Below are 20,519 nucleotides of genomic sequence, written 5' to 3'. Positions count from 1 at the left end.
AGGAATTTTAGAAAGAAGCATTTAAACCGACCATAAATACTCTGGGCTTAGGGTATTCATTGTAAGAAATATAGCCCTGCCCGAAGGTATGCCCAGAGGTCTGAGACTCGGGGTCATAGCCCGGAAATTCCGTACTAAGAAAGAAATTCTGTACTGAGCCGTATACTCTGAGCCTCTTCAGCCTAAGCCGGTTGGTAAATTCAGGAGAAAAGTTATAGCCCAGTAATATATTTCTACCTCTGATAAATGAGCCATCATAGATTTTTGAGGCATCATCATTGGTATCATAACCTGCCGCTATCGGGCGGATCTGTGCTATGCGGGTATCCTGATTGTCTGGCGTCCAGGCGTTGAGCACAGAGGCAAAGCTGTTAGCTATACCCTGTCGGTCTTCCAGCGAATGTTGCGCTCTCCAGAGCACTTCGTTACCGTACTGAAACTGAAGGTCTATCAGCAGATCAAAATTCTTGTACTTGAATGTGTTGCTAAAGGTGCCAAATCCGTCAGGAATTCCTTTGCCCAGAATAGCACGGTCTGCCTGGTTAATTTTACCATCATCATTGATATCCAGATACTTTACATCGCCGGGAAGTCGGTTATACTGCGCGGCAGTTGATTCTTCGTCGGTATTCCAGGTACCTACATGCACCAGCCCAAAGAAAGTACTCACCGGCTCACCGACACGAATAATATTAGCTCCATTAAAGATATCGCTACCACCAGAGAGCGCAGTTACTTCATTTTTGTTGATTGAGATATTAAAATCCGTAGACCAGATAAAATCATTCTTTTCAATGTTGATCGTATTTATAGCAAACTCTACCCCTTTGTTGACCATGCTACCAATGTTTTTGGTTACGGTAGTATATCCACTACTGGCAGGTACCGGCGATTGCAAAAGCATATCGGTTGTCAGCTTGCGATACACATCCGCTTCCAGAGAAAGGCGTCCATTGAACAAGCCTAGTTCCACCCCTGCATCTACCTGCTTGGTTTTTTCCCATTGTAAGTTAGGGTTAGCCAATCGGTTTATGCCGGTACCGGAGTTCAGGCTTCCTCCGAATATGTAATTGTAGTTCTGCATACCTGCCAGTGCCTGATAAGCTGCAATTTCTGAGTTTCCGGTAACACCATAGCTAGTACGCAGCTTCAGGTTGTAAATGGCCGGAATATTTTTGATAAACTCCTCTTCCGAAACTCTCCAGGCCAGCGCGGCAGAAGGGAAAAACGCGTAACGGTTGGCCTTACCAAACTTAGAAGAGCCATCCATACGCCCGGTTACTGTCACCAGATACTTATCCAGCAAGCCATAATTGATCCTACCAAAATAGGAATTAAGCCCATAGCCATAAGCGTTGGAGTTGGGCGCTACCACTACAGAGCCTGCTCCTAAGTTATTATAGCTGTAATAATCGTCCGTAAAATTCTGAGTTCTGGCATTAAAGTTAAAGCGATCTATGTGCTGCCACGAAACCCCTAATAGCCCAGTAAAGGAATGGTCTTCAATTTCTTTGGTATAGGTCAGGTAGTTTTCCAGCTGCCAGGATACATGCTGGTCAGTTGTTAATGAGGCATCGCCTTTCTGGTTGCTGGAGATAAAGCTAAGCTCACGACCGCCATAAGTACTAATTCTCTGCTCTATATTATTGACACCTACTGTAGTTCTCAGGTCCAACCCTTTGGCTAAGGTGATGTTGGTAAATATATTACCCAGCACAGTATTGGTTTTGAGGTAATTTTCGTACTCCTCTCCTACTCTTACCGGATTTGGACCTCCTTCCATACCCGGATAGTCGGAGTTGCCACCCCAGCTTCCATCAGGGTATTTTACAGGCACTATAGGCAGATTTTCTACCATATTTCTACCAACCCAAACACCCTGTACATGTCTTTCATTCTGATTGTTGTAGCTGAGGCTACCGCCTACCTTAAACCACTCACGAATCTGGGTATCAAAAACAAAGCGGGCAGAGTACCTTTTTAACCAGGACTCTCTCATCAGGCCTTCTTCATTCACATAGCCTAAAAATGCGCCATAGCTCCCTTTTTCGTTTCCGCCGGTAAAAGATAGCTGATGGCTCTGGCTAAAAGCTTTCTGGGTAACTTCGTCCTGCCAGTCCGTATCATAGATGGGGTCTCCATTTTCGTCAAATAATCTGGGGTCATTTCTTTTAAGAGCCGGGTCCGGATACTTTCCTGCTGCATAACCTACGGGGTCATACTTTTCCGCGTTTTGGTAGGCAATGTCTTCTACCATCAGAAACTCTTCTGAGTTTAACAAAGGAATTTTTTTAGGAAGCGTCCCTAAGCTAAAGTAGTTGTTATAACTGATCTCACCTCCGCCTTTGCTTCCTCTTTTGGTGGTAACCATAATAATGCCATTGGCACCCCTGGCACCATAGATCGCAGTAGCCGAAGCATCTTTTAATACTTCTATAGAGGCAATATCATTAGGGTTCAGGTAATCTATAGGTGAGCTACTATTGGCCAGGCCAGAAGCCACCAGAATTACACCATCTACCACATATAGCGGGTCGTTGGCCACGCTTACAGAAGTATTTCCCCGAATTCTGATATTGGTTTTACCGCCAGGACGCCCGGAATTGGTAGAAACATTTACGCCAGTCATCCTGCCAGAAAGAGCCTGGTTTAAAGTTGCCGTAGGGCGTTCCTGTAAAGTTTCACCTTTAACGGTGGTTACTGCACCTGTAAGGTCGCTCTTCTTCTGTGTACCATAACCGACGACGACGACCTCTGATAAAGATTGAATATCGGGCATCATTTCCAGGTCAATTGTGGTACGGCCATTTATAGCTACTTCTTCGGTAACATAGCCTATAGACGAAAACACCAGGGTGCTAATATCATCTGCCACGCTTAGCCGGTAGGCACCTTCTATATCAGTAACCGTACCCAAGGTAGTGCCTTTGGCCAGCACATTTACTCCAGGCAATACTTCTCCACTTTCACCATCTTTTACGACACCACTTATTTGCTGCTCTAGTTGTACAACAGTAGCCAGCTTATGAGAAGATTCGGCATTCTTTTCATCTACTTTAAACTGGTTTACACTATTCTTCCAGCTAGAGCTTTCAAAAATTACGTAATGACCCTGCTTAAGCTTTTCGTACTTCAGGTTCAGGGGCAAAAGCAGTTTGTCCAGCAATTCTTCCAATTGGCTATCGTCTTTGCTGATAGACTGTACGGTAGCGCTATCAATCTGCTTTCCACTTATTAATTCTGTATTGTAGTTAAAACGGATCTGATACGTTTTTTCCAGTTCGCGAATTACGTTAATCAGGGCTTTTCCTGAAGGTTGTTTGGGTTTGGAGTAGCGACCTGCTTTAGTCAGTGTGGCTAACTCCTGAGCATTGATGTTGGGACATATCAGTCCTAGCAAAGCTATTAACATCAGGCTTCTGATCAGATAAGCTTTTTTCATGATGATGTTGTATTAGGTTGTATTAGTAATGCTGCCAGCCAGAACTAAGTATGACTCCAACTGACAGGGTATCTTATTTGTACTTGATGATCAGTACATTATCTCTCTTGCGTATGTCTAGCTTAAATGACTTGCTAAGGGTTTGCAACAAAAGTTTAAGGTCGTCGGCCGCATTAAAGCCTGAAAACCTTAGCTGAGCAATGCTGTTATCCTCAAAATGAACCTCATAACCATAATTGTCTTTAACAAGGCTGAACACTTCACTCAAGGGTGTGTTTTCAAACTGCAATACATTATTTCGCCAGGAGGTATACAATTCGGTGTTAACTGCCTGTTGGTGTATGCCCTCCTCACTGTACTCTAACAACTCTCCGGGCTCCATCAGCCTCTCTTTTTCGTAGGTTTCCGGAGCCTTCACCTTTACTTTACCTTCGTTGAGCACTACCTGTATTCGCTCCTGACGGTCATTTACATTAAATTTGGTACCTAAAACTTCTACACTGAGCCCCGGGCTGGTATGCACAACAAACTTCTGATCGTGCTCTGTATGCACTACCGAGAAAAAACCTTCTCCGCTCAGCCATACCTCGCGTACATTATAACTAGCCCATCCGCCTTTCCACCGTAGGCTGGAGTTAGCGTTTAGCATCACTTCTGAGCCATCTGGAAGCTCAACGGTACGTACTTCGCCATAGGCTGTTATGTACTCTTGAGTGTAACTGGCAAAAAAGAGCTGATAGCACACGCCCAGAAGCAGCAATACCCCACCTATAGCCGCTGCCATTTGCAGGCTGCTTATGCGCTTAGTTTTTCTCTGTGGAACAAGCTTTTTTTGCGGTTCTGCTGTTAGAATATTAGCCAATATGCTATCAGAACGAGTTTTATCCAGATCCGGCATTTGCTCCAATTGGGCTTGTACCTCATCTATCTCCGGTAGGTTGCTCGCATCATCTGTTTTGTTGATATAGTCTATCAGTATTTCTAACTCTGCTCTGCTACACTGCCCGGCGATAAACTTTTCAAACAGTAGTTTTATGTATTGGTCTTCGTTCAAAGGTGTTGTGAATTAGTCTTTGTTTATAGTACACCGCCCAAAGACAAATAGACGATCGGCTGATAATTTTTTTTTGGATTTTTTTTTCAGAAGAGATTAGCCCCCTACCAATCTTGTTTAATGTATTGAGGTGTAAAAACATGACTATCCTGCTCTGGAGGGTATGTACAGCTAGTTTGCAGACCTTCTAATATTTAGTTTGTGGTGCAGCTCCATAAAGCTGAGGAGCACAAAGAATTATAGAAAAAAATGGATGCAGTAGACCAGTACCACCGCTACATCGGCATGTGTGCGAAAGTACTCTTTAATAGTTTTTGTAGCTTTTACAATTTGGTCTTTTACTGTATTGGTAGAGATGCCCAGTTTCTCTGCTATCTCTTTATGACTAAGGCCCTGAATACGGCTCATACGAAAGATTAACTGCCTTTGTGTAGGTAGCCTGGAAATTATTTCGTTTTGCAGCTTCTCCATTTCGCGAAAAGCAATCTGATTTTCTGTGGTATGGCACACAAACTCCTGCTGATAATACACCTGGGCTTTTAGCTTGTCGTCATTTGTAGCTTTGCGGAGCTGATTGTATACGTGATGTTTGGTAATGGTAAAGATAAAAGACTTGAAGGAGCGCTCCGGATCAAGCAGATTTTTAGTCTGCCATATCTTCATAAATACCTCCTGTACAGCTTCTTCTGCCAGCAAGGGAGATTTGGTAAGCAGGCAGGCATATTTATATACTATCTTACTATACTTTTCAAAAAGCAAGCGAAAAGCACTTTCGTCTCCTGCCTTGAGCATGGAAACCAGCTTCTGTTCGCTATCTGAGTTTGGTATATTCAAAGTACTGCTTTTATAATTCGGGTTTATCTGCTACGAATCTTATTCATATTAAAGCTATTTTTTTATTTTTTCAAACAAAACCAGGTCATACCGTCAAACTCAAACATTTAATTCAATTTTGACAGCAATTATTATCATTTTATTAAATCAGATGAAAAGTTTTAAGATATACTAAGCAGATGAGTTGTTATTGTGGAGTTGCGCAAAGCTTTGCATTGCTATTCGTATTAAGTTATGCTACCTTAATTAAGTTTTTGCCTTTGGTTTATTATTTACCCTCAAATGCCATTTTTGTAGCAATATTTATGTTTCATTTTAATCATGAGGTCAAAAAGTCAGCAGAAAAAGCAAAGAAAGTACAAGTTTCATATTTATAACTCAAACACCTCTATATATAACATTTACCGTTTTTAACCTGTAAAATCTAAACTTTATAGTAATTATATTATACTAGCAATCACCTGCTAAAGTATAGCAGGTGATTTTCTATTATGCCGCTACCTTTAAGAAATTCTCGCAGGCCTCTTCACAGGCACGGCAAGCATTGGCACAGGCCTGACAGTGGTCCATGTCGTGTTTGGCGCATTCATCACCACAGGCTTTACATAAATTACGACATAAGTCTACAACAGATTTGGAATTACTACTCTGGCGCGCTACAAAATTGATCGCCATTTGGCAGGCATCCGCGCAGTCACGGTCGGTACGAATACAGTCTATCATTTTTGCTACATCGTCTTCTGCCAGGCATTGGTCGGCACAAAACTGACAAGCCGCCAGACAGTCTGCTAGTTTCTGGATTAGATCTTCGTGTTTTTTCATGTTTAAAAAATTTATAGCGGTTAAAAAATTATGTCCTTAAACTGAGTGGACACTTAGCTAATAAACTAATAATAAAAAAGGATGCATTGTTTGTAACACTTAGCCAGAACCCTCAATTTTTATAATTTGACCTACATTTTACCGCTTTTAAATAATTCCCTTATAATCATTTTTACTCTTGCTGCATGCCAAAAAAAAGCCTTAAATTGGGTTAATCAAGTAATACAGATACAACCCATACTACACAGCATGCGTCTTTTTTTTCCATTATATAGCTTGCTACTTCTCTGCTACTGTGTCCTGAACGGATGTACCCCCGAAACAGATAGCGAAAAGCTTTTTGAGAGGATTTCCTCATCCGAAAGTGGTATTTATTTTATTAACCAGATAGAAGAAAATGACACTCTCAATGTCATTGACTACCCTTACATTTATAATGGAAGTGGAGTAGGCGTAGGCGATGTAAACAATGACGGGCTAACGGATATCTTTTTTGCGGGTAATGCAGTAAACAATCAGTTATACCTTAACCGAACTGAAGTCGGGCAAGGTAGCAGACTTCAATTTGAAGACATCAGTCAGCAGGCAAACATTGATATTAACCGATGGTGTACCGGAGTAGCCATGGTAGACATCAACCAGGATGGTCACCTGGATATTTATGTAAGTGTAGCCAATAAATTTAACCAGAAAGCCAGCAGAAACCTTTTGTTTATCAACGATGGCAATGACCCTCCCTCTTTTTCAGAAATGGCTCAGGCTTATGGTCTGGACGATGAGGGCTACTCTACTCAGGCTGCTTTTCTAGATTATGACAAGGATGGTGATCTGGATATGTACCTCCTGACCAACGGCATGGAGACGTTTAGCCATAATAATACCCGCCCTAAAAAAACGAACGGAGAAGGTGTAAGTAACGATAAGCTTTATAGAAATGAAGGTATTGGCCCCGGTGGTCATCCAGTTTTTAAAGATGTAAGCCGGGAAGCTGGTATACTTACAGAAGGCTACGGACTAGGTATTACTGTAAACGACCTGAACCAGGATGGCTGGCCAGATGTATATGCTGCTAATGATTTTATAACGAACGACCTGATGTGGATAAATAATGGTGAGGGAAGCTTTACCGATAAGGCTACTGACTACCTTAAACATCAGTCACATAATGGTATGGGTACCGATATTGCAGACTATAACAATGACGGCCTGGTGGATATAGTAGTGCTGGACATGCTTCCGGAAGATAACCTCCGGCAGAAAACCATGCTGCCTAAGATGAATTTTGAGAAGTTTGATCTTGCTTTGGATATGGGTTATACTCCCCAATACATGAGAAACACCCTACAGCTTAACAATGGGCTTAGTCCGAGTGGAGAGCTTTCCTTTAGTGAGATTGGACACCTGGCAGGTATCTACAAAACAGACTGGAGTTGGAGTTCACTCTTTGCTGATTATGATAACGATGGCTATCGTGACCTGCTTATTACCAACGGCTATGCTAAAGATGTAACTGACCTGGACTACATTATGTACCAGTCTTCTGCCACTCAGTTTGGCACTCAGGAGAGCCGGGATTCTACCTCTAAACGGCTCACTTCTTTACTAAAACCGGCCAAAGTACATAACTACATCTACCGTAACCAACAGGATCTTACTTTTGAAGATAAATCAGAAGCCTGGGGAATAGCCACTCCTTCGTTTTCTAACGGTACGGCATTCGCTGATCTGGATAATGACGGCGACCTGGACCTGGTAATGAATAATATCAATGATGAAGCTTTTATCTTCCAAAACCAGGCTAAGAGAGGAAATAATCATTATATCAGCTTCCGTTTACATGGCCCAAAAGGCAATCTTGCAGGGTTGGGGACTAAAATTACGCTCTGGTATAATGAGCAACGGCAGTACCATTACCATACCGTATACCGGGGGTATAAATCCAGCGTAGACGAAAAAGCACACTTTGGTTTAGGGCAATATACATTGCTGGACTCTATCTGGGTAGAGTGGCCAGATGGTAGTACCCAGCGGCTTTATCATGTGAATGCCAACCAAATACTTGAGCTCAATTATAAAGACGCACAGCCTCTTAAGCTGCCATCCAGCCCTGCTCCCGCCCCCTTACTTACGATGCATGCCGTACCAAAACTATTGCATCAGGAAAATGACTTTATTGACTTTCACTACCAGAGCCTGCTGCCCCGGCGCTACTCTCGAGATGGCCCTGCACTAGCCGTAGGAGACATCAACGGAGATGGTTTAGATGATATGTATATGGGAGGAGCCAATGGTTTTTCTGGCTACTTACTCGTTCAGCAGGCTAATGGTTCGTTTGCAACTACACCGCTGGAAGAAAAGCAGAAAAGTGAAGACATGGGCGCCCTGTTTTTTGATGCGGACCAGGATGGCGACAATGATTTGTATGTTGTAAGCGGAGGAAATGAATTTTATGAAGGACATGAGGCTTATCAGGATCGACTGTACCTGAACGACGGACAGGGAAATTTTACGCTTACAGCGCAGGCTTTGCCAGACATGAAAACCAGCGGTTCTTGTGTTGTGGCAGCTGACTATGATCAGGATGGTGACCTGGATTTGTTTGTAGGAGGCAGGCTACGCCCACAAAAATACCCACTCCCCCCCCGCTCCTACATATTACGTAATAATGGCGGCACTTTTACTGATGTTACCGAAAGTGTTGCCCCTGCACTTAGTCAGATCGGGCTGGTCACTGCTGCGCTCTGGACAGATTTTGATGGTGACGGGCAGGTAGATTTATTAGTAGCAGGAGAATGGATGCCTCTCACTTTTATGCGTAACCAAAAAGGAAAATTTGAGAATGAGACCGCTCAGACCGGCTTGCCCAATACCTCGGGCTGGTGGAACAGTCTGCTGGCCGAAGACTTTGATCAGGATGGTGACCTGGACTACTTGGCAGGCAATCTGGGGCTAAACTCCAAGTTTAGTGTCTCAGCTAAGGAGCCTCTTAGTATTTACGTCAAAGATTTTGATCAAAATAACACTATTGACCCCATAATGGCTTATTACAATATGGGAGAGGAGTATCCGGTAGCACCACGCGATGCACTGCTGGGCCAGATCATTCAATTGAGACGCCGCTTTCCACGCTACGAAACTTACGGACAGGCTAAGTTCTCCGATGTATTTACCGGGGAGGAACTGGAAGATGCTTACGTCCTCCAGAGTGTGCATATGCAAAGCAGCTATCTGGAAAATTTGGGCAATGGTAAATTCAAAATAAGCCCTCTGCCCTTAAAAGCTCAGTTCGCTCCTATTTATGGCATGCTGGCAGAAGATGTAAATGCTGATGGCTACCCTGATTTGATTTGTGTTGGTAACTCTTATGCTACAGAAACTCAGACGGGCCAGTATGATGCAGGCATAGGCAACGTATTGTTAGGCAACGGAAAAGGAGATTTTCTACCAGCGAGCATGCAGGAAAGCGGCTTTTGGGTAGATACCGATGCCAAAGCTATGACGCGGATTATGGGTGAAGACCAGCAGCCACAGTACTGGATATCCTCCAATGCGGATAGTCTTAAAGCTTATGCAAAAGCTGCCAGCCCGCAAGATTTACTGATGATCCCCTTGAGGTACGATGATTTTTTTGCTATCGCTGAGTATAAAAATGGTAAGACCTATAAAAGGGAGTTTCACTATGGTGAAGGTTACCTTTCTCAGAGCAGCAGAACATGGTGCGTAGCAGCCGACAGCATCAGTGAAGTGACGATATATAATTACTCTGGTAGTAAAAGAAGTATTGATATGAGCAAAATCCAAATCTCTTACAAAAATCAAGAATGAGCTTTATAAAAAGCCATGCTGTTAGCATGGCTTTTTATTCTGAGTTGTGAATTAATTGTAGCCCGGGTTTTGATCGGCTTGCGTAAGAGCTTCATTTGCATTTAGCTCAGTCTGAGGAATGGGAAAATATTCGTGCTTATTGACCTGAAAATTGTCAATATAGTCCTTTGCAATACCCCATCTTACCAGATCAAGCCTCCTTACCTGTTCTGAGCAGAGCTCTACTCTTCTTTCACTAATCAAAAAATCCATAGCCTGGCTTTCACTTACATTTTCTGGACGTAACTGTAATATCCCCCCCGTCGGATCGGCTCTTCTTCTCACTTGGTTAATTAAAGCGATACCTTCGCTTATGCTACCGGTCTTAATTTTGGCTTCAGCAGCCATCAGGATAACATCAGCATAACGAATAACATCATGGTTTACATTGTTATCATTAGAGTATGATACATCTGAGCTGTGCTGATATTTTTTAAAAGCATAGCCTACATTAGAGATCTTATCTGCGTAAGGTACGGCGGTGCCTCCTTGCATAATAGTGTCGTTTTCAGTAAAGAAAAATGCTTCAAAACGCGGATCGCGATCGCCGATGGCTGTTCCTCCGTTTCCTTCATAGGCCGCCAGAAGTTCAGGACTGGGTTTTGCATTGTAAAACGAAGAACCATCTACCCCATACTCATGCGGGCGAATCGTAGACTCCGCCAAACCGGCTGAGTTTCCACTATCCCAGCTTAAGCCTCCGGCATCTGATCTAAACTGGACCTCAAATACAGCTTCACCATTATTTTTTACACCAAAATCATGATTAGTACGCATGGCCTGAATGGCTTCTTCTACGGTACTAGCCGCTCCTGCCGGGTCATCTTCTCCTCCCATAAGATAGTAGGGTCCATTGTTAATTACATCCATAAAAGCTGCTTCTGCTTCTGCATACTCCTCCTGAAATAGATGAGCTTTACCAAGTAAGGATTTTGCTGCTCCTTTAGTAGCTCTACCCGCATCAGTAGTTTCCCAGCTCCATGGCAATTTTGCAATAGCGTCATTCAGGTCTGATTCTACAAGGCTCCAGATCTGCTCTGCTGTAGCTCTTTCTGTTGCTAAATCGTTAGCGTTCTCCTCTGTCTTGAGTGGCCCACCATTCCATAATGCATTGATATAAAAGTAACCAAGGGCTCTCAAGAATCTAGCCTGACCAATTACCTCATCTTTTACTGTCTGATCAATTTCCATATCAGGCACCTCTGAAAGAGTGATATTTGCTTTAGCTATCATGCGGTAAAACATATTCCAGGGATTATCAATATGCTCATTGCCCTGGGGGCCAAAAGTATGAAGTATAAGCTCAAAAGGAGCGCCCTGCGTATTGGGAGTAGAAGCCACTTCATCGGAAGCAAAATCTAACAAAAAGTGTATTCTTCTACCCCATAGACTGAAGTTTTGCAGAGGGGCATATACCGCATTAACAGAGGCAATAGCATCATCTTCAGTCTGGTAAAAAGAAGCTGAGTTTACACTGGTCTGATCTCTTCTATCCAGAAAATCATCACCACAGCCTGTATACATCAGCATAAAGGAAAAAGTGAATATTGAGAATAATAATTTTTTCATGACGAATATATTAATGCTGTTATATCTGTTGGAAAAAAGCTTAAAAGCCAAGCTGTATGCCTGCAATGATGGTTCTGGGCTGAGGATACAGCAAACGATCAATACCATTGGAACGGGGATCGCCTGTACGAGAACCAACTTCTGGCTCCAGTCCATAATAACTGGTGAAGGTAGCGAGGTTTTGAGCCGACACATACACTCTCAGTTTATTCGCATTAATTCTCTCCAATACTGACGCAGAAAAATTATAACCTACTACCAGATTTTTAATTCTGGCATAAGACCCATCGTATACATAACGGTCAGAGCTTCTTAGTACATTTCTGTTAGGGTCTGCTCTTACAATTCTGGGTTCAGAGGCGGTATATTCAGGCTGATAATAAGTAGCATTCAGCGCTTCAGCTCCCTGATTAAAGTTTTGGCGAAAGTCTACCAGCCAACGTTTAGCAGCATTATAAATTTCGCCCCCCTGAGAGCCCTGTAGAAAAACCTGGAAGTCAAACCCCTTATATCCGGCATTAAACGATAAGCCATAAAGAAAGTCAGGTATTGGGCTACCTAATGCTACTTGGTCCTCACTGTTGACAATTCCGTCACCATTCTGATCTTTCCATTTAAGATCACCAGGAGCAGTTCTGTCTACAGCTGTTTCCGCATCTCTGGCATCAGTATCATAAATGGGCACACCATTAGCATCTGTAGTTCCCGTTACTTCCTGGTTGATATAGGCATGACTGTACACTTCATCCCAGTCTCTAAAGATACCCTCACTCTCGTAGCCGTAAAAAGTACCAATCGACTCCCCTACCTGAGTCCACGATACTTCATTGATGTCATCGGTAACACTACCAGAACGTAGTACTACATCTTCATCACCTGCCAGAGCTATTACTTCATTGTTAATAGTAGTCAGGTTCGCATTTACGTCAAACTGAAAATCACCTACTGATTTACGATAGGTGATACCCATTTCTACCCCGCGGTTTTCTACTTCTCCAGCATTGACAAAAGGAGCTCCTAAACCAACAGAAGGAGGTACCGAAGCTCTCAAAATCAGGTCAACCGTATTCCTCTTGTAATAATCAAAGTTGATAAAAATGCGGTTGTCCAATAAACCCATATCTACGCCAATGTCCAGTTGCCGAGATGTTTCCCAGGTTATACTCCGGTTTGCCAGCTCCGACTGGCTGATTCCTGCTGTTGGTGTGTTACCCAGCACATAGTAGTAGTTGGTCAGTAGATTAGCATCGGTGGGGTATGGCCCCAGAGGAGCCTGATTTCCTACTTCTCCTATACCCGCTCTAACCTTCAGGTCGCTGATAAAGGGTACACTTTCCATGAAAGCTTCTTCACTAATTCGCCATCCAGCAGAAACTGAAGGGAATATTCCTGTCGGGTCTGTACCCCTAAACAACTTTGAAGATTCATCTCTACGAATATTAGCTGTGACCAGATACTTATTTGCATAATCGTAAGATACACGTCCGAAGATAGAGCGCAAAGCTACCTCATCATCGCTCTCGCTTACAGTTACATTTTCAGTAGCTGCTTCTACAGAGATTACATTAGGTGGAAGTTTCTGCCCGCTTATGCTTATGTTAGAGTAGTTGGTCTCCTGTGCTGACCATCCTCCAAGTACGGTAAGGTTGTGCTCTCCAAATGATTTCTGATAGGTCAAAGTCTGCTCTACCAAAGGGTTGATAGACTCTGAGCGGTTTCTAGTAATAGACGAAAAAGTAGTAAGACGACGTACCTGCTCAAATTCAGGGTTGTAGTTAAGGCTATTCTGATAACTAAAATCTAGACCTAACTGTAACTTATAAGTTAAACTCTTGAATATTTCCAACTCTCCGTATACTGATCCAAATATCTGATAACGATCCTGGTCGTTGGTAAGCAGAGCAGCATCAGCAATTGGATTTCTGGCATCTTGCCCTTCGTCAGTATCCGGATGAGCATATCCTCCAAGAAAGCTGTTATCAAAAATGGATACCGTAGGAGCTTGTTTGATTGCATGCTCCTGAGGCTGCCTTCCCCCGGAGCCTCCGTTTACCTCACGGTATGTTTTACTCAGCAAAAAGCTTTCTCCTACTTTTATTCTCTTGCCAATTTTAAAGTCAGAATTGATACGTAAAGCCAGTCTGTCAAAAGAAGTACCTTTCATCGTACCCTCCTGATTAAAATATTCAAAACCTGCGCTAAATACCGCATTATCATTACCGCCAGAGAGTCCAACATTGTATTTTTGGATGGGTGCGGGGTTATAGAGTTCGTCTTGCCAGTTCGTATTGATATCAGTATTCAGCAAGCGTCCGCCTCCATCTGCATTGGAGTCAAAAGCTAAAGGAATCTGACCATCAGGACCGCTATGTAGTTCTTGTAGGTAATTAATATACTCAGGACCACTTAGTACATCGTAGAAACTTCCCTGTGATTGCATACCATAATAAGCATCTAAGTTTACCTTGACAGGCCCAGACTTCCCTCTTTTTGTGGTAATTAACACGACTCCTCCAGAAGCTCGGGAGCCATAGATTGCCGCTGCCGAAGCATCTTTAAGTATGTCAATAGACTCTATATCACTAGGGTTTAGACTATTGAGTATACTATAGCCATCTGGTCCCTGTTGCCCTTGCTGTACCTGCACTCCATCAATTACATAAAGAGGAGTTTCGCCATTGATAGTACCAATACCTCTGATATTCACCTGCACGGCACCTCCGGGGGTTCCACCGCCTGTCTGTGTTACCTGTACACCGGGCACCCGTCCCTGTAGGGTTTGCTCAACTGAGGTAAGGGGCAGACTTTGTACCTGATCCATATCTACTGAAGATACTGCTCCTGTAACTACGCCTTTTTCCTGTGTACCATAGCCAACCACTACCACCTCGCTCAAAGATTGTATATCTGGTACAAGCTCAACATTAATAGTGGATTGGTTACCTACGGTCACTTCTTCGGCAGTGTAGCCAATAGAAGAAAATACCAGTACGGCATTGTCATTAGGCACAGAAATTTGATAGTTTCCATCCATATCAGTTACGGTACCAGTAGTACTTCCTTTGATCAGTACATTAACACCTGGTAGCGTTCCTTCATCCTCAGAGGTAACAGTACCTCTTACGATTCTCTGCTGTGCATAGGTTGTTGTTGAGGTCAGTAGCAAGCAAAACAAGGTCAAGCTTATCCACTGCCATCTGGTAGATGTTCTCATGTATTAGGTTGGTTTAGAAAATATGACTGAGTAAAAAGTATTAGTACAATAAATTTTCACACTGAAAATAATCAGTACAAAATCATTAAAAATACAGGCTGCTCGTGCATATCAAGCTACAAATATTTTGCAAATAAGTCCAAACACTTAATATTTATTTTATAGGAGAAAACATATATGAGTAATTGTCAATTTTTAATATATTTATGAGGATTTAAAACAAAATAACAGCTATTACATTCTCAATACACTTAAGTATTAGCCACTTACTTGCAAATTTTATAATTAGCCCACCTCTTTATTAAATTGAATGCTATTATGGCTTTAGATTGACTCCTAAGCTAAAATCCATTACTTTCCTTTAATCATACTATTAACAACTTCAATAAACTACCCGTGAGATTTTCTTTCCTTATTCTGCTATGGTTTCCATTAATTATGCAGGCGCAAAGCCCTCACGGGCCAGATGCAGAAACCTACTTACAGAAAGCAGAAGCCTTCGCTCAAAAAAATCAGCTGGACAGTGCCGTAAGCTACTTTTTACTGGCCTCAGGCAGTTTCTCCCAACAGCAACAGTGGGCAGAAAGCATTGAAGCACGCTCTTCAGCAGCAGCCCTGTATTTTCAGCATCGTAAAAGTAGTGAGGCTATTCAAAGTTATACTTACCTCTTAGATTCTCTTTCTGCCCACCTTAACTATAGCCTGAGGGCTAGTTATTACTTCAATATAGGTATCAGCTATGCCCGACAGGCCCAATTTGTAGAAGCACTGGAGAATGTCCGTAAAAGCTGTGAACTTAGAAAAAAAGTACTCAACCCAGATGACCTATTGCTGGCAGAAAGCTTTCATAATCTGGGCCGCCTGTACTTTGTCATAGGCAACTACCAGCAGTCGCTTGAGTACCAGAAAAAATACCTTCACATCAACCAGCAACACTTTGCAGAAGACCACATTGCCGTCGCCAATGCGCTGCATTATATAGGTCTTTCTTATAGTCGCCTTTTTGAGCACGATCTGGCCCTGCAATATTATTTCAAATCTATGGAGATACTGGAGAACGGTGATCAGAAATACCGCGGCGCTCTGGCTGATGTATATAATAACATAGGTTTAGTGTATGGCAGACAAAAGATGTATGAAGAAGAAAAAAACTATGTACTCAAAGGTATAGCCATCAAACAGGCATTGGGACAGTCTTATGCATCTAACCTGAACAATCTGGGCAGGGCTTATCTTGACCTGGGCCAATATGACAAAGCACTACCCACTACCCACGAATCCATAAGGCTAAAAATACAAGAGGTAGGAGACCGACACAGTACCGTTGCCAGTAGCTACCTTAACCTGGCAGAATTACACCAACGTAGCCAGCGCTACGACTCCGCCCTGATCTACACACAAAAAGCCTTGGCAATACATAAAGACAACTATGGAAAACATGGCCGTATGCTGGCAGAGTCATATTATCAGGAAGCACTAATATATCAGGCATTGCAGCAATGGGACCATGCACTGCATCAGCTACAGGAGGGGCTGGGTGCCGTAGTTAAAACTTATGATAAAACGAAGCTTGAATATACACCTACACCCGAAGATACAATTCTGGATGAGCTGACTACGCTTAAGCTAATGCATAGAAAAGCGGAAATTCTGACACAACGTTTCACCGAGGAGCAAAAAAAGGTGGACCTGATACTTGCTCACCAAACTAATATGGCTGCCAGCCACCTAATAGATCAGATATATCAGCAATTTAATGATCCTGAATCGCGAACATTTGTTGCAGACTATGCAAACCGTATACTGGAGACAGCCCTTTATACCATCATTGAGCTACAGAAAACAGAGTCTAATGACCAGTATCTTGCCCAGGCCTTTCAGCTTATAGAAAAGAATAAAGCTCAGTTGCTCCTTAGCAATATAATGGCAGCACAATGGAAGCAACTGGCAGGAGTAGCTAATTCCTTACTCATTCAGGAACAGGAACTGAATACCCGCCTTGCCTACTACAAAAAGTTGCTGTTTGAAGAGCAGAATTATAATCATTCAGACTCTCAGAAAGTAAGACAATACCAGAGCAAAATTTTTGCCCTGCACCGCCAGGAAGAAACCCTAAACCAGAAGCTGAAAGCTCAATATCCACAGTACTACCATATGGCGCATGAGCAACAGTATATAAGCTTGGCAAAGGCAAAGCAAGAGCTTATTGAAGCAGGAGAGCTAATGATAGAATATTTGCAGGGTGATAGCGCTATTTATGCTCTGGCCATTTCTCAGGAAGAAGTCCGCTTATACAGAAGCAATATTGATGAGCTTCCTTTAGAACCACTTTTACAATCGCTGCGGCAGAGAGAGTTTGAGCTTTACAGCCAGGCGGCATATAAGCTATATAGGGTTTTGCTCCAACCTATTCTAGATGAGCATACTGCTGATAAACTTATAATTATTCCGGATAATCAGCTGGGTTATATCCCTTTTGAAGCCTTGCTTAGCCAGCCTCCACAATCTGGAGACACTTACAAATCTCTATCTTACCTGATTCATGATTATGCTGTAGCTTACCAGTATTCTGCTAATTTGCTGGCTACAACTCGCTATCAGGCAGTTACTGAGTACGAACATAGTTTTGCTGGCTATGCCCCAGCTTTTTCCGGGCAGCGAGATGCTTTACTGGCTACTCGTTCAGCTACTGACCGGCAGTTGCTGGATGCCTTGCAGGACCTACCCTATGCACAGGAAGAAGTTCAAAATATAGCACAGCTTTTAAGGGGTAGTGCCCTTACTAATCAAGAGGCTACCGAAAAAAACTTTAAAACTACCGCCGTTAATAGCCGCATCATTCACCTGGCCTCACATACGCTCATCAACGACCACAACCCACTCTACTCCAAACTGGTGTTTGCTCCTGAAGAAGCACAGCAAAGCACCGAAGACGGTTTGCTGCACACTTATGAGCTTTATAATATGAAGCTGAATGCTGAGATGGTTACCCTGAGTGCGTGTAATACCGGCGTGGGCAAAATTAAGAAAGGAGAAGGTATCATCAGTCTGGCACGTGGCTTTATGTACGCCGGAGTACCCAATGTACTCATGAGCCTATGGGCCGTATCTGACCGCTCTACCTCTCAGCTGATGCAAAACTTTTACCAGGCCCTTAATGAGGGAGACGAAAAGGCAGAAGCCTTACGTACCGCAAAGCTTCGCTATCTGCAACAGGCCGATGCCAATACTGCTGCCCCCTATTACTGGAGTGGTTTTGTGCTTATCAGTAACAATCAGGAGGCCGAAAACGCTAAGTTTTCCTTCGTCTATTTTCTTCTTCCTTTACTAGCCCTTATCTTGGCAGGCTGGTACTTTTTAAGGAAGAAAGTATTCTGATAATCAACCTATTGCCTAAACTTTGATGAAACGTACTCTTAGCTTACTGATCAGCTACATGCTGCTCAGCAGTCCTTTTTTAGCACAGGCAGATATCGTACTGCCTCATTTCTTTTCCGACAATATGGTGCTCCAGCGCGACACCGATGTGCCTATATGGGGTACCGCCGACCGCAAAGAGGCAGTGGCCCTGATATTTCAGGGAAAAACCTATACCACCCAGGCCGATAAAGAAGGTAAATGGCAGATTGTGCTCCCTCCTACCTCTGCCGGTGGTCCTCACAGTATCACTATCAGCGGCAAAAATAACATCACACTCAACAATATTCTATTTGGCGATGTGTACCTGGCTAGTGGGCAGTCCAATATGGAATGGTCGGTATCTAAACTGCACGAAGCCTATAAGGTTGCAGCTGAAGCAAAGCAGTATCCGAACATTCGCTACTTTAGCGTGAGCAAAAGCCGGGCCTTCAGCCCACAGACACAGGTAGCCAAAAAAAACTGGCAAATCGCCGATAGCACACAGGTGCTTAAGTTCTCAGCAGTAGCTTACTTCTTTGCCCATGAGCTATACGAAAAAAACGAAATCCCTATCGGTCTGATTGGAGCCTACTGGGGCGGCACTTCTATAGAAGCCTGGATGAGCAAAGAAGCCCTCTCAGAGTTTCCTAAGCACAAAGCCAGGGTAGAAGCGCTCGGGCGTTACCGCCAGACTCTGCAAGAACTGGAAGAAAATTATGACCAGGAAATGCAAAAGTGGGCCGACAGGTCAGAGAAGCATGACCCAGGCTATGCGGAGCTGTGGTATAGCCCCAATTATAATGATAAAAACTGGAAAAGCATGTACATGCCTTCCACCTGGGAGCGCTCTGGCTTACCCGATTACGATGGCTCAGTATGGTTTCGTAAGTCGTTTAGCCTACCAGACCATATGATAGGTAAAGACCTTACCCTCCACCTCAAAGGCATACACAATTTTGAAACCGTATGGATTAATGGTAAACAGATAGGGAGCGGAGAAGGAGGCTGGTCCAGAACCCACTCTATTCCTCGTGCCTACTTGAAGTCTGGTAACAATCAGATAACTATTCGTATACTAGACTCTGGCAACCAGGGGGGTATGCAGAGCAATAAAGAGGAGTTTTATATTAGTGATCAGCAGCATCAGTTCTTTCTGGATGGAGACTGGCGCTACCAAAGCGGCATTAACATACATGACCTAGCAGCTAAGCCTGCTCCGGTTTTTACTGGTGACACCCCAATGACGCAATTTAATGGTATGATTGCACCACTTATTCCTTACGCGCTTAAGGGTATACTCTGGTACCAGGGAGAAAGAAATGCCAGCCGAGCTTACGAGTACCGCTCTCTCTTTCCGGCCCTGATACAGGACTGGCGTTCTCGCTGGAAGGCTCCGGACTTAGCTTTTCTTTTTGTACAACTGGCCAACTACAGGCAAGCAGACAGCATACCGCAAGAAAGTGAATGGGCAGAGCTAAGAGAAGCTCAGGCTATGACGCTTTCTTTACCTCATACTGCCATGGCCACGGCAATAGATTTGGGAGAGGCTGATAACATACACCCTAACAACAAAAAAGAGGTAGGCCGTCGCTTAGCTCTTGCGGCCCGTGCTACAATTTACAATGAAAAACTCGTACATCAGGGCCCAGTGTTTGACTCTATGGAGTTTCTTGGCAACCAGATTGCTATCACTTTTGAGACCCAAGGTTCTCCTCTAGTGGTCAAAGATAAATACGGCTACGTAAAAGGTTTTTCAATTGCCAGAGAAGACCGTCAGTTTAAAGCTGCCAAAGCTTATATACTGAATGAAAAGACCGTAATTGTATATCATGATAAAATGATTAACCCTGCGGCGGTACGTTATGGATGGGCAGATAATCCTGATGATCTTAATCTATACAATGAAGAAGGACTGCCCGCTTTGCCTTTCCGTACCGACCAGTGGCCCGCCAGTACCGATGAAGCTGCTGAGTAAATGTAAAAAGTAAGTAACTAAGGGAACATCTTGGCTCTGAGCTTGTTGAGTAGAAGTATAACTTTTTAAACTGATAGAATTATGGATTATAAAGAATTTTTATCTAACGAGCCTATAAGTGGGCAGGATTATCCTCTTAATAGTATAGAGTTCTTTAATGAGGAAACGGTAACTGACAAGCTATACGTAGACAAAACTAAAGTAAGCTCTAATGCAGAAGACCAGTTGGAAGATGCTGTAGATAGTTACCTGAACGATCATCCGGAAGTGAAGAAAGCTGTGGCCTACCGAGAGGAAGCCCCTGAGAAGCGCTTCGCTTTCCGTGAGTTTGGTAGAAACTAGATTT

At 43.3% G+C, this 20,519-nt stretch carries 10 protein-coding genes; 4 read left to right on the top strand and 6 right to left on the bottom strand.

Annotated elements, in window-relative coordinates:
* Window positions 1-7: 7 nt before the first annotated feature.
* The 4 genes from PZB74_RS13195 to PZB74_RS13180 form a co-directional block, all read right to left on the bottom strand.
* A complete protein-coding gene (locus PZB74_RS13195) occupies window positions 8-3,442 on the bottom strand; it encodes a SusC/RagA family TonB-linked outer membrane protein (RefSeq protein ID WP_302236740.1) in 3,435 nt (1,144 codons plus the stop codon).
* Window positions 3,443-3,515: 73 nt separating this feature from the next.
* Window positions 3,516-4,496, bottom strand: a complete 981-nt coding sequence (locus PZB74_RS13190) for a FecR family protein (protein WP_302236738.1) — start codon at window positions 4,494-4,496, stop codon at window positions 3,516-3,518.
* Between the two features lie 237 nt (window positions 4,497-4,733).
* Complete coding sequence (locus PZB74_RS13185) at window positions 4,734-5,330, bottom strand: RNA polymerase sigma-70 factor (protein WP_302236736.1); 597 nt, start codon at window positions 5,328-5,330, stop codon at window positions 4,734-4,736.
* A gap of 489 nt (window positions 5,331-5,819) precedes the next feature.
* Window positions 5,820-6,152 carry a four-helix bundle copper-binding protein gene (locus tag PZB74_RS13180; RefSeq protein ID WP_302236734.1) on the bottom strand — a complete coding sequence of 111 codons (333 nt, stop codon included), beginning with the start codon at window positions 6,150-6,152 and terminating at the stop codon, window positions 5,820-5,822.
* A 249-nt stretch (window positions 6,153-6,401) separates the two neighbouring features.
* Between PZB74_RS13180 and PZB74_RS13175 the strand changes: the two genes are divergently transcribed.
* On the top strand, window positions 6,402-9,977 hold the full coding sequence (locus PZB74_RS13175; RefSeq protein WP_302236731.1) for a VCBS repeat-containing protein: 3,576 nt from the start codon (window positions 6,402-6,404) through the stop codon (window positions 9,975-9,977).
* 51 nt (window positions 9,978-10,028) lie between these two features.
* Here PZB74_RS13175 and PZB74_RS13170 read toward each other — a convergent pair whose 3' ends face one another.
* Entirely contained in the window at window positions 10,029-11,585 is a 1,557-nt protein-coding gene (locus PZB74_RS13170; RefSeq protein ID WP_302236729.1) for a RagB/SusD family nutrient uptake outer membrane protein, read from the bottom strand.
* A gap of 40 nt (window positions 11,586-11,625) precedes the next feature.
* Window positions 11,626-14,799: a SusC/RagA family TonB-linked outer membrane protein gene (locus PZB74_RS13165; RefSeq protein WP_302236726.1), complete on the bottom strand. Its 3,174-nt coding sequence runs from the start codon at window positions 14,797-14,799 to the stop codon at window positions 11,626-11,628.
* Window positions 14,800-15,195: 396 nt separating this feature from the next.
* Here PZB74_RS13165 and PZB74_RS13160 point away from each other — a divergent pair, with 396 nt between their 5' ends.
* From PZB74_RS13160 to PZB74_RS13150, 3 genes are all read left to right on the top strand, one after another.
* Complete coding sequence (locus tag PZB74_RS13160; RefSeq protein WP_302236723.1) at window positions 15,196-18,177, top strand: CHAT domain-containing protein; 2,982 nt, start codon at window positions 15,196-15,198, stop codon at window positions 18,175-18,177.
* A 25-nt stretch (window positions 18,178-18,202) separates the two neighbouring features.
* The gene (locus PZB74_RS13155) at window positions 18,203-20,173 is read left to right on the top strand and encodes a sialate O-acetylesterase (protein ID WP_302236720.1); all 1,971 of its coding nucleotides are present in this window, start codon (window positions 18,203-18,205) and stop codon (window positions 20,171-20,173) included.
* Between the two features lie 81 nt (window positions 20,174-20,254).
* Window positions 20,255-20,515 (top strand): hypothetical protein, encoded by a 261-nt coding sequence (locus PZB74_RS13150; RefSeq protein ID WP_302236719.1) that lies wholly within the window; start codon window positions 20,255-20,257, stop codon window positions 20,513-20,515.
* Window positions 20,516-20,519 lie beyond the last annotated feature (4 nt).

The sequence above is a fragment of the Porifericola rhodea genome (assembly GCF_030506305.1).
Lineage (GTDB): Bacteria > Bacteroidota > Bacteroidia > Cytophagales > Cyclobacteriaceae > Catalinimonas > Catalinimonas rhodea.
Note: the sequence above shows the minus strand (reverse complement) of the source record. Positions and strands in the feature narration are given on the sequence as shown.

What these genes read in the sequence shown, in the direction of transcription:
- PZB74_RS13180 (WP_302236734.1), bottom strand. Translation starts at nt 6,152, where the DNA reads ATGAAAAAACACGAAGATCTAATCCAGAAACTAGCAGACTGTCTGGCG.
- PZB74_RS13170 (WP_302236729.1), bottom strand. Translation starts at nt 11,585, where the DNA reads ATGAAAAAATTATTATTCTCAATATTCACTTTTTCCTTTATGCTGATG.
- PZB74_RS13195 (WP_302236740.1), bottom strand. Translation starts at nt 3,442, where the DNA reads ATGAAAAAAGCTTATCTGATCAGAAGCCTGATGTTAATAGCTTTGCTA.
- PZB74_RS13150 (WP_302236719.1), top strand. Translation starts at nt 20,255, where the DNA reads ATGGATTATAAAGAATTTTTATCTAACGAGCCTATAAGTGGGCAGGAT.
- PZB74_RS13175 (WP_302236731.1), top strand. Translation starts at nt 6,402, where the DNA reads ATGCGTCTTTTTTTTCCATTATATAGCTTGCTACTTCTCTGCTACTGT.
- PZB74_RS13165 (WP_302236726.1), bottom strand. Translation starts at nt 14,799, where the DNA reads ATGAGAACATCTACCAGATGGCAGTGGATAAGCTTGACCTTGTTTTGC.
- PZB74_RS13155 (WP_302236720.1), top strand. Translation starts at nt 18,203, where the DNA reads ATGAAACGTACTCTTAGCTTACTGATCAGCTACATGCTGCTCAGCAGT.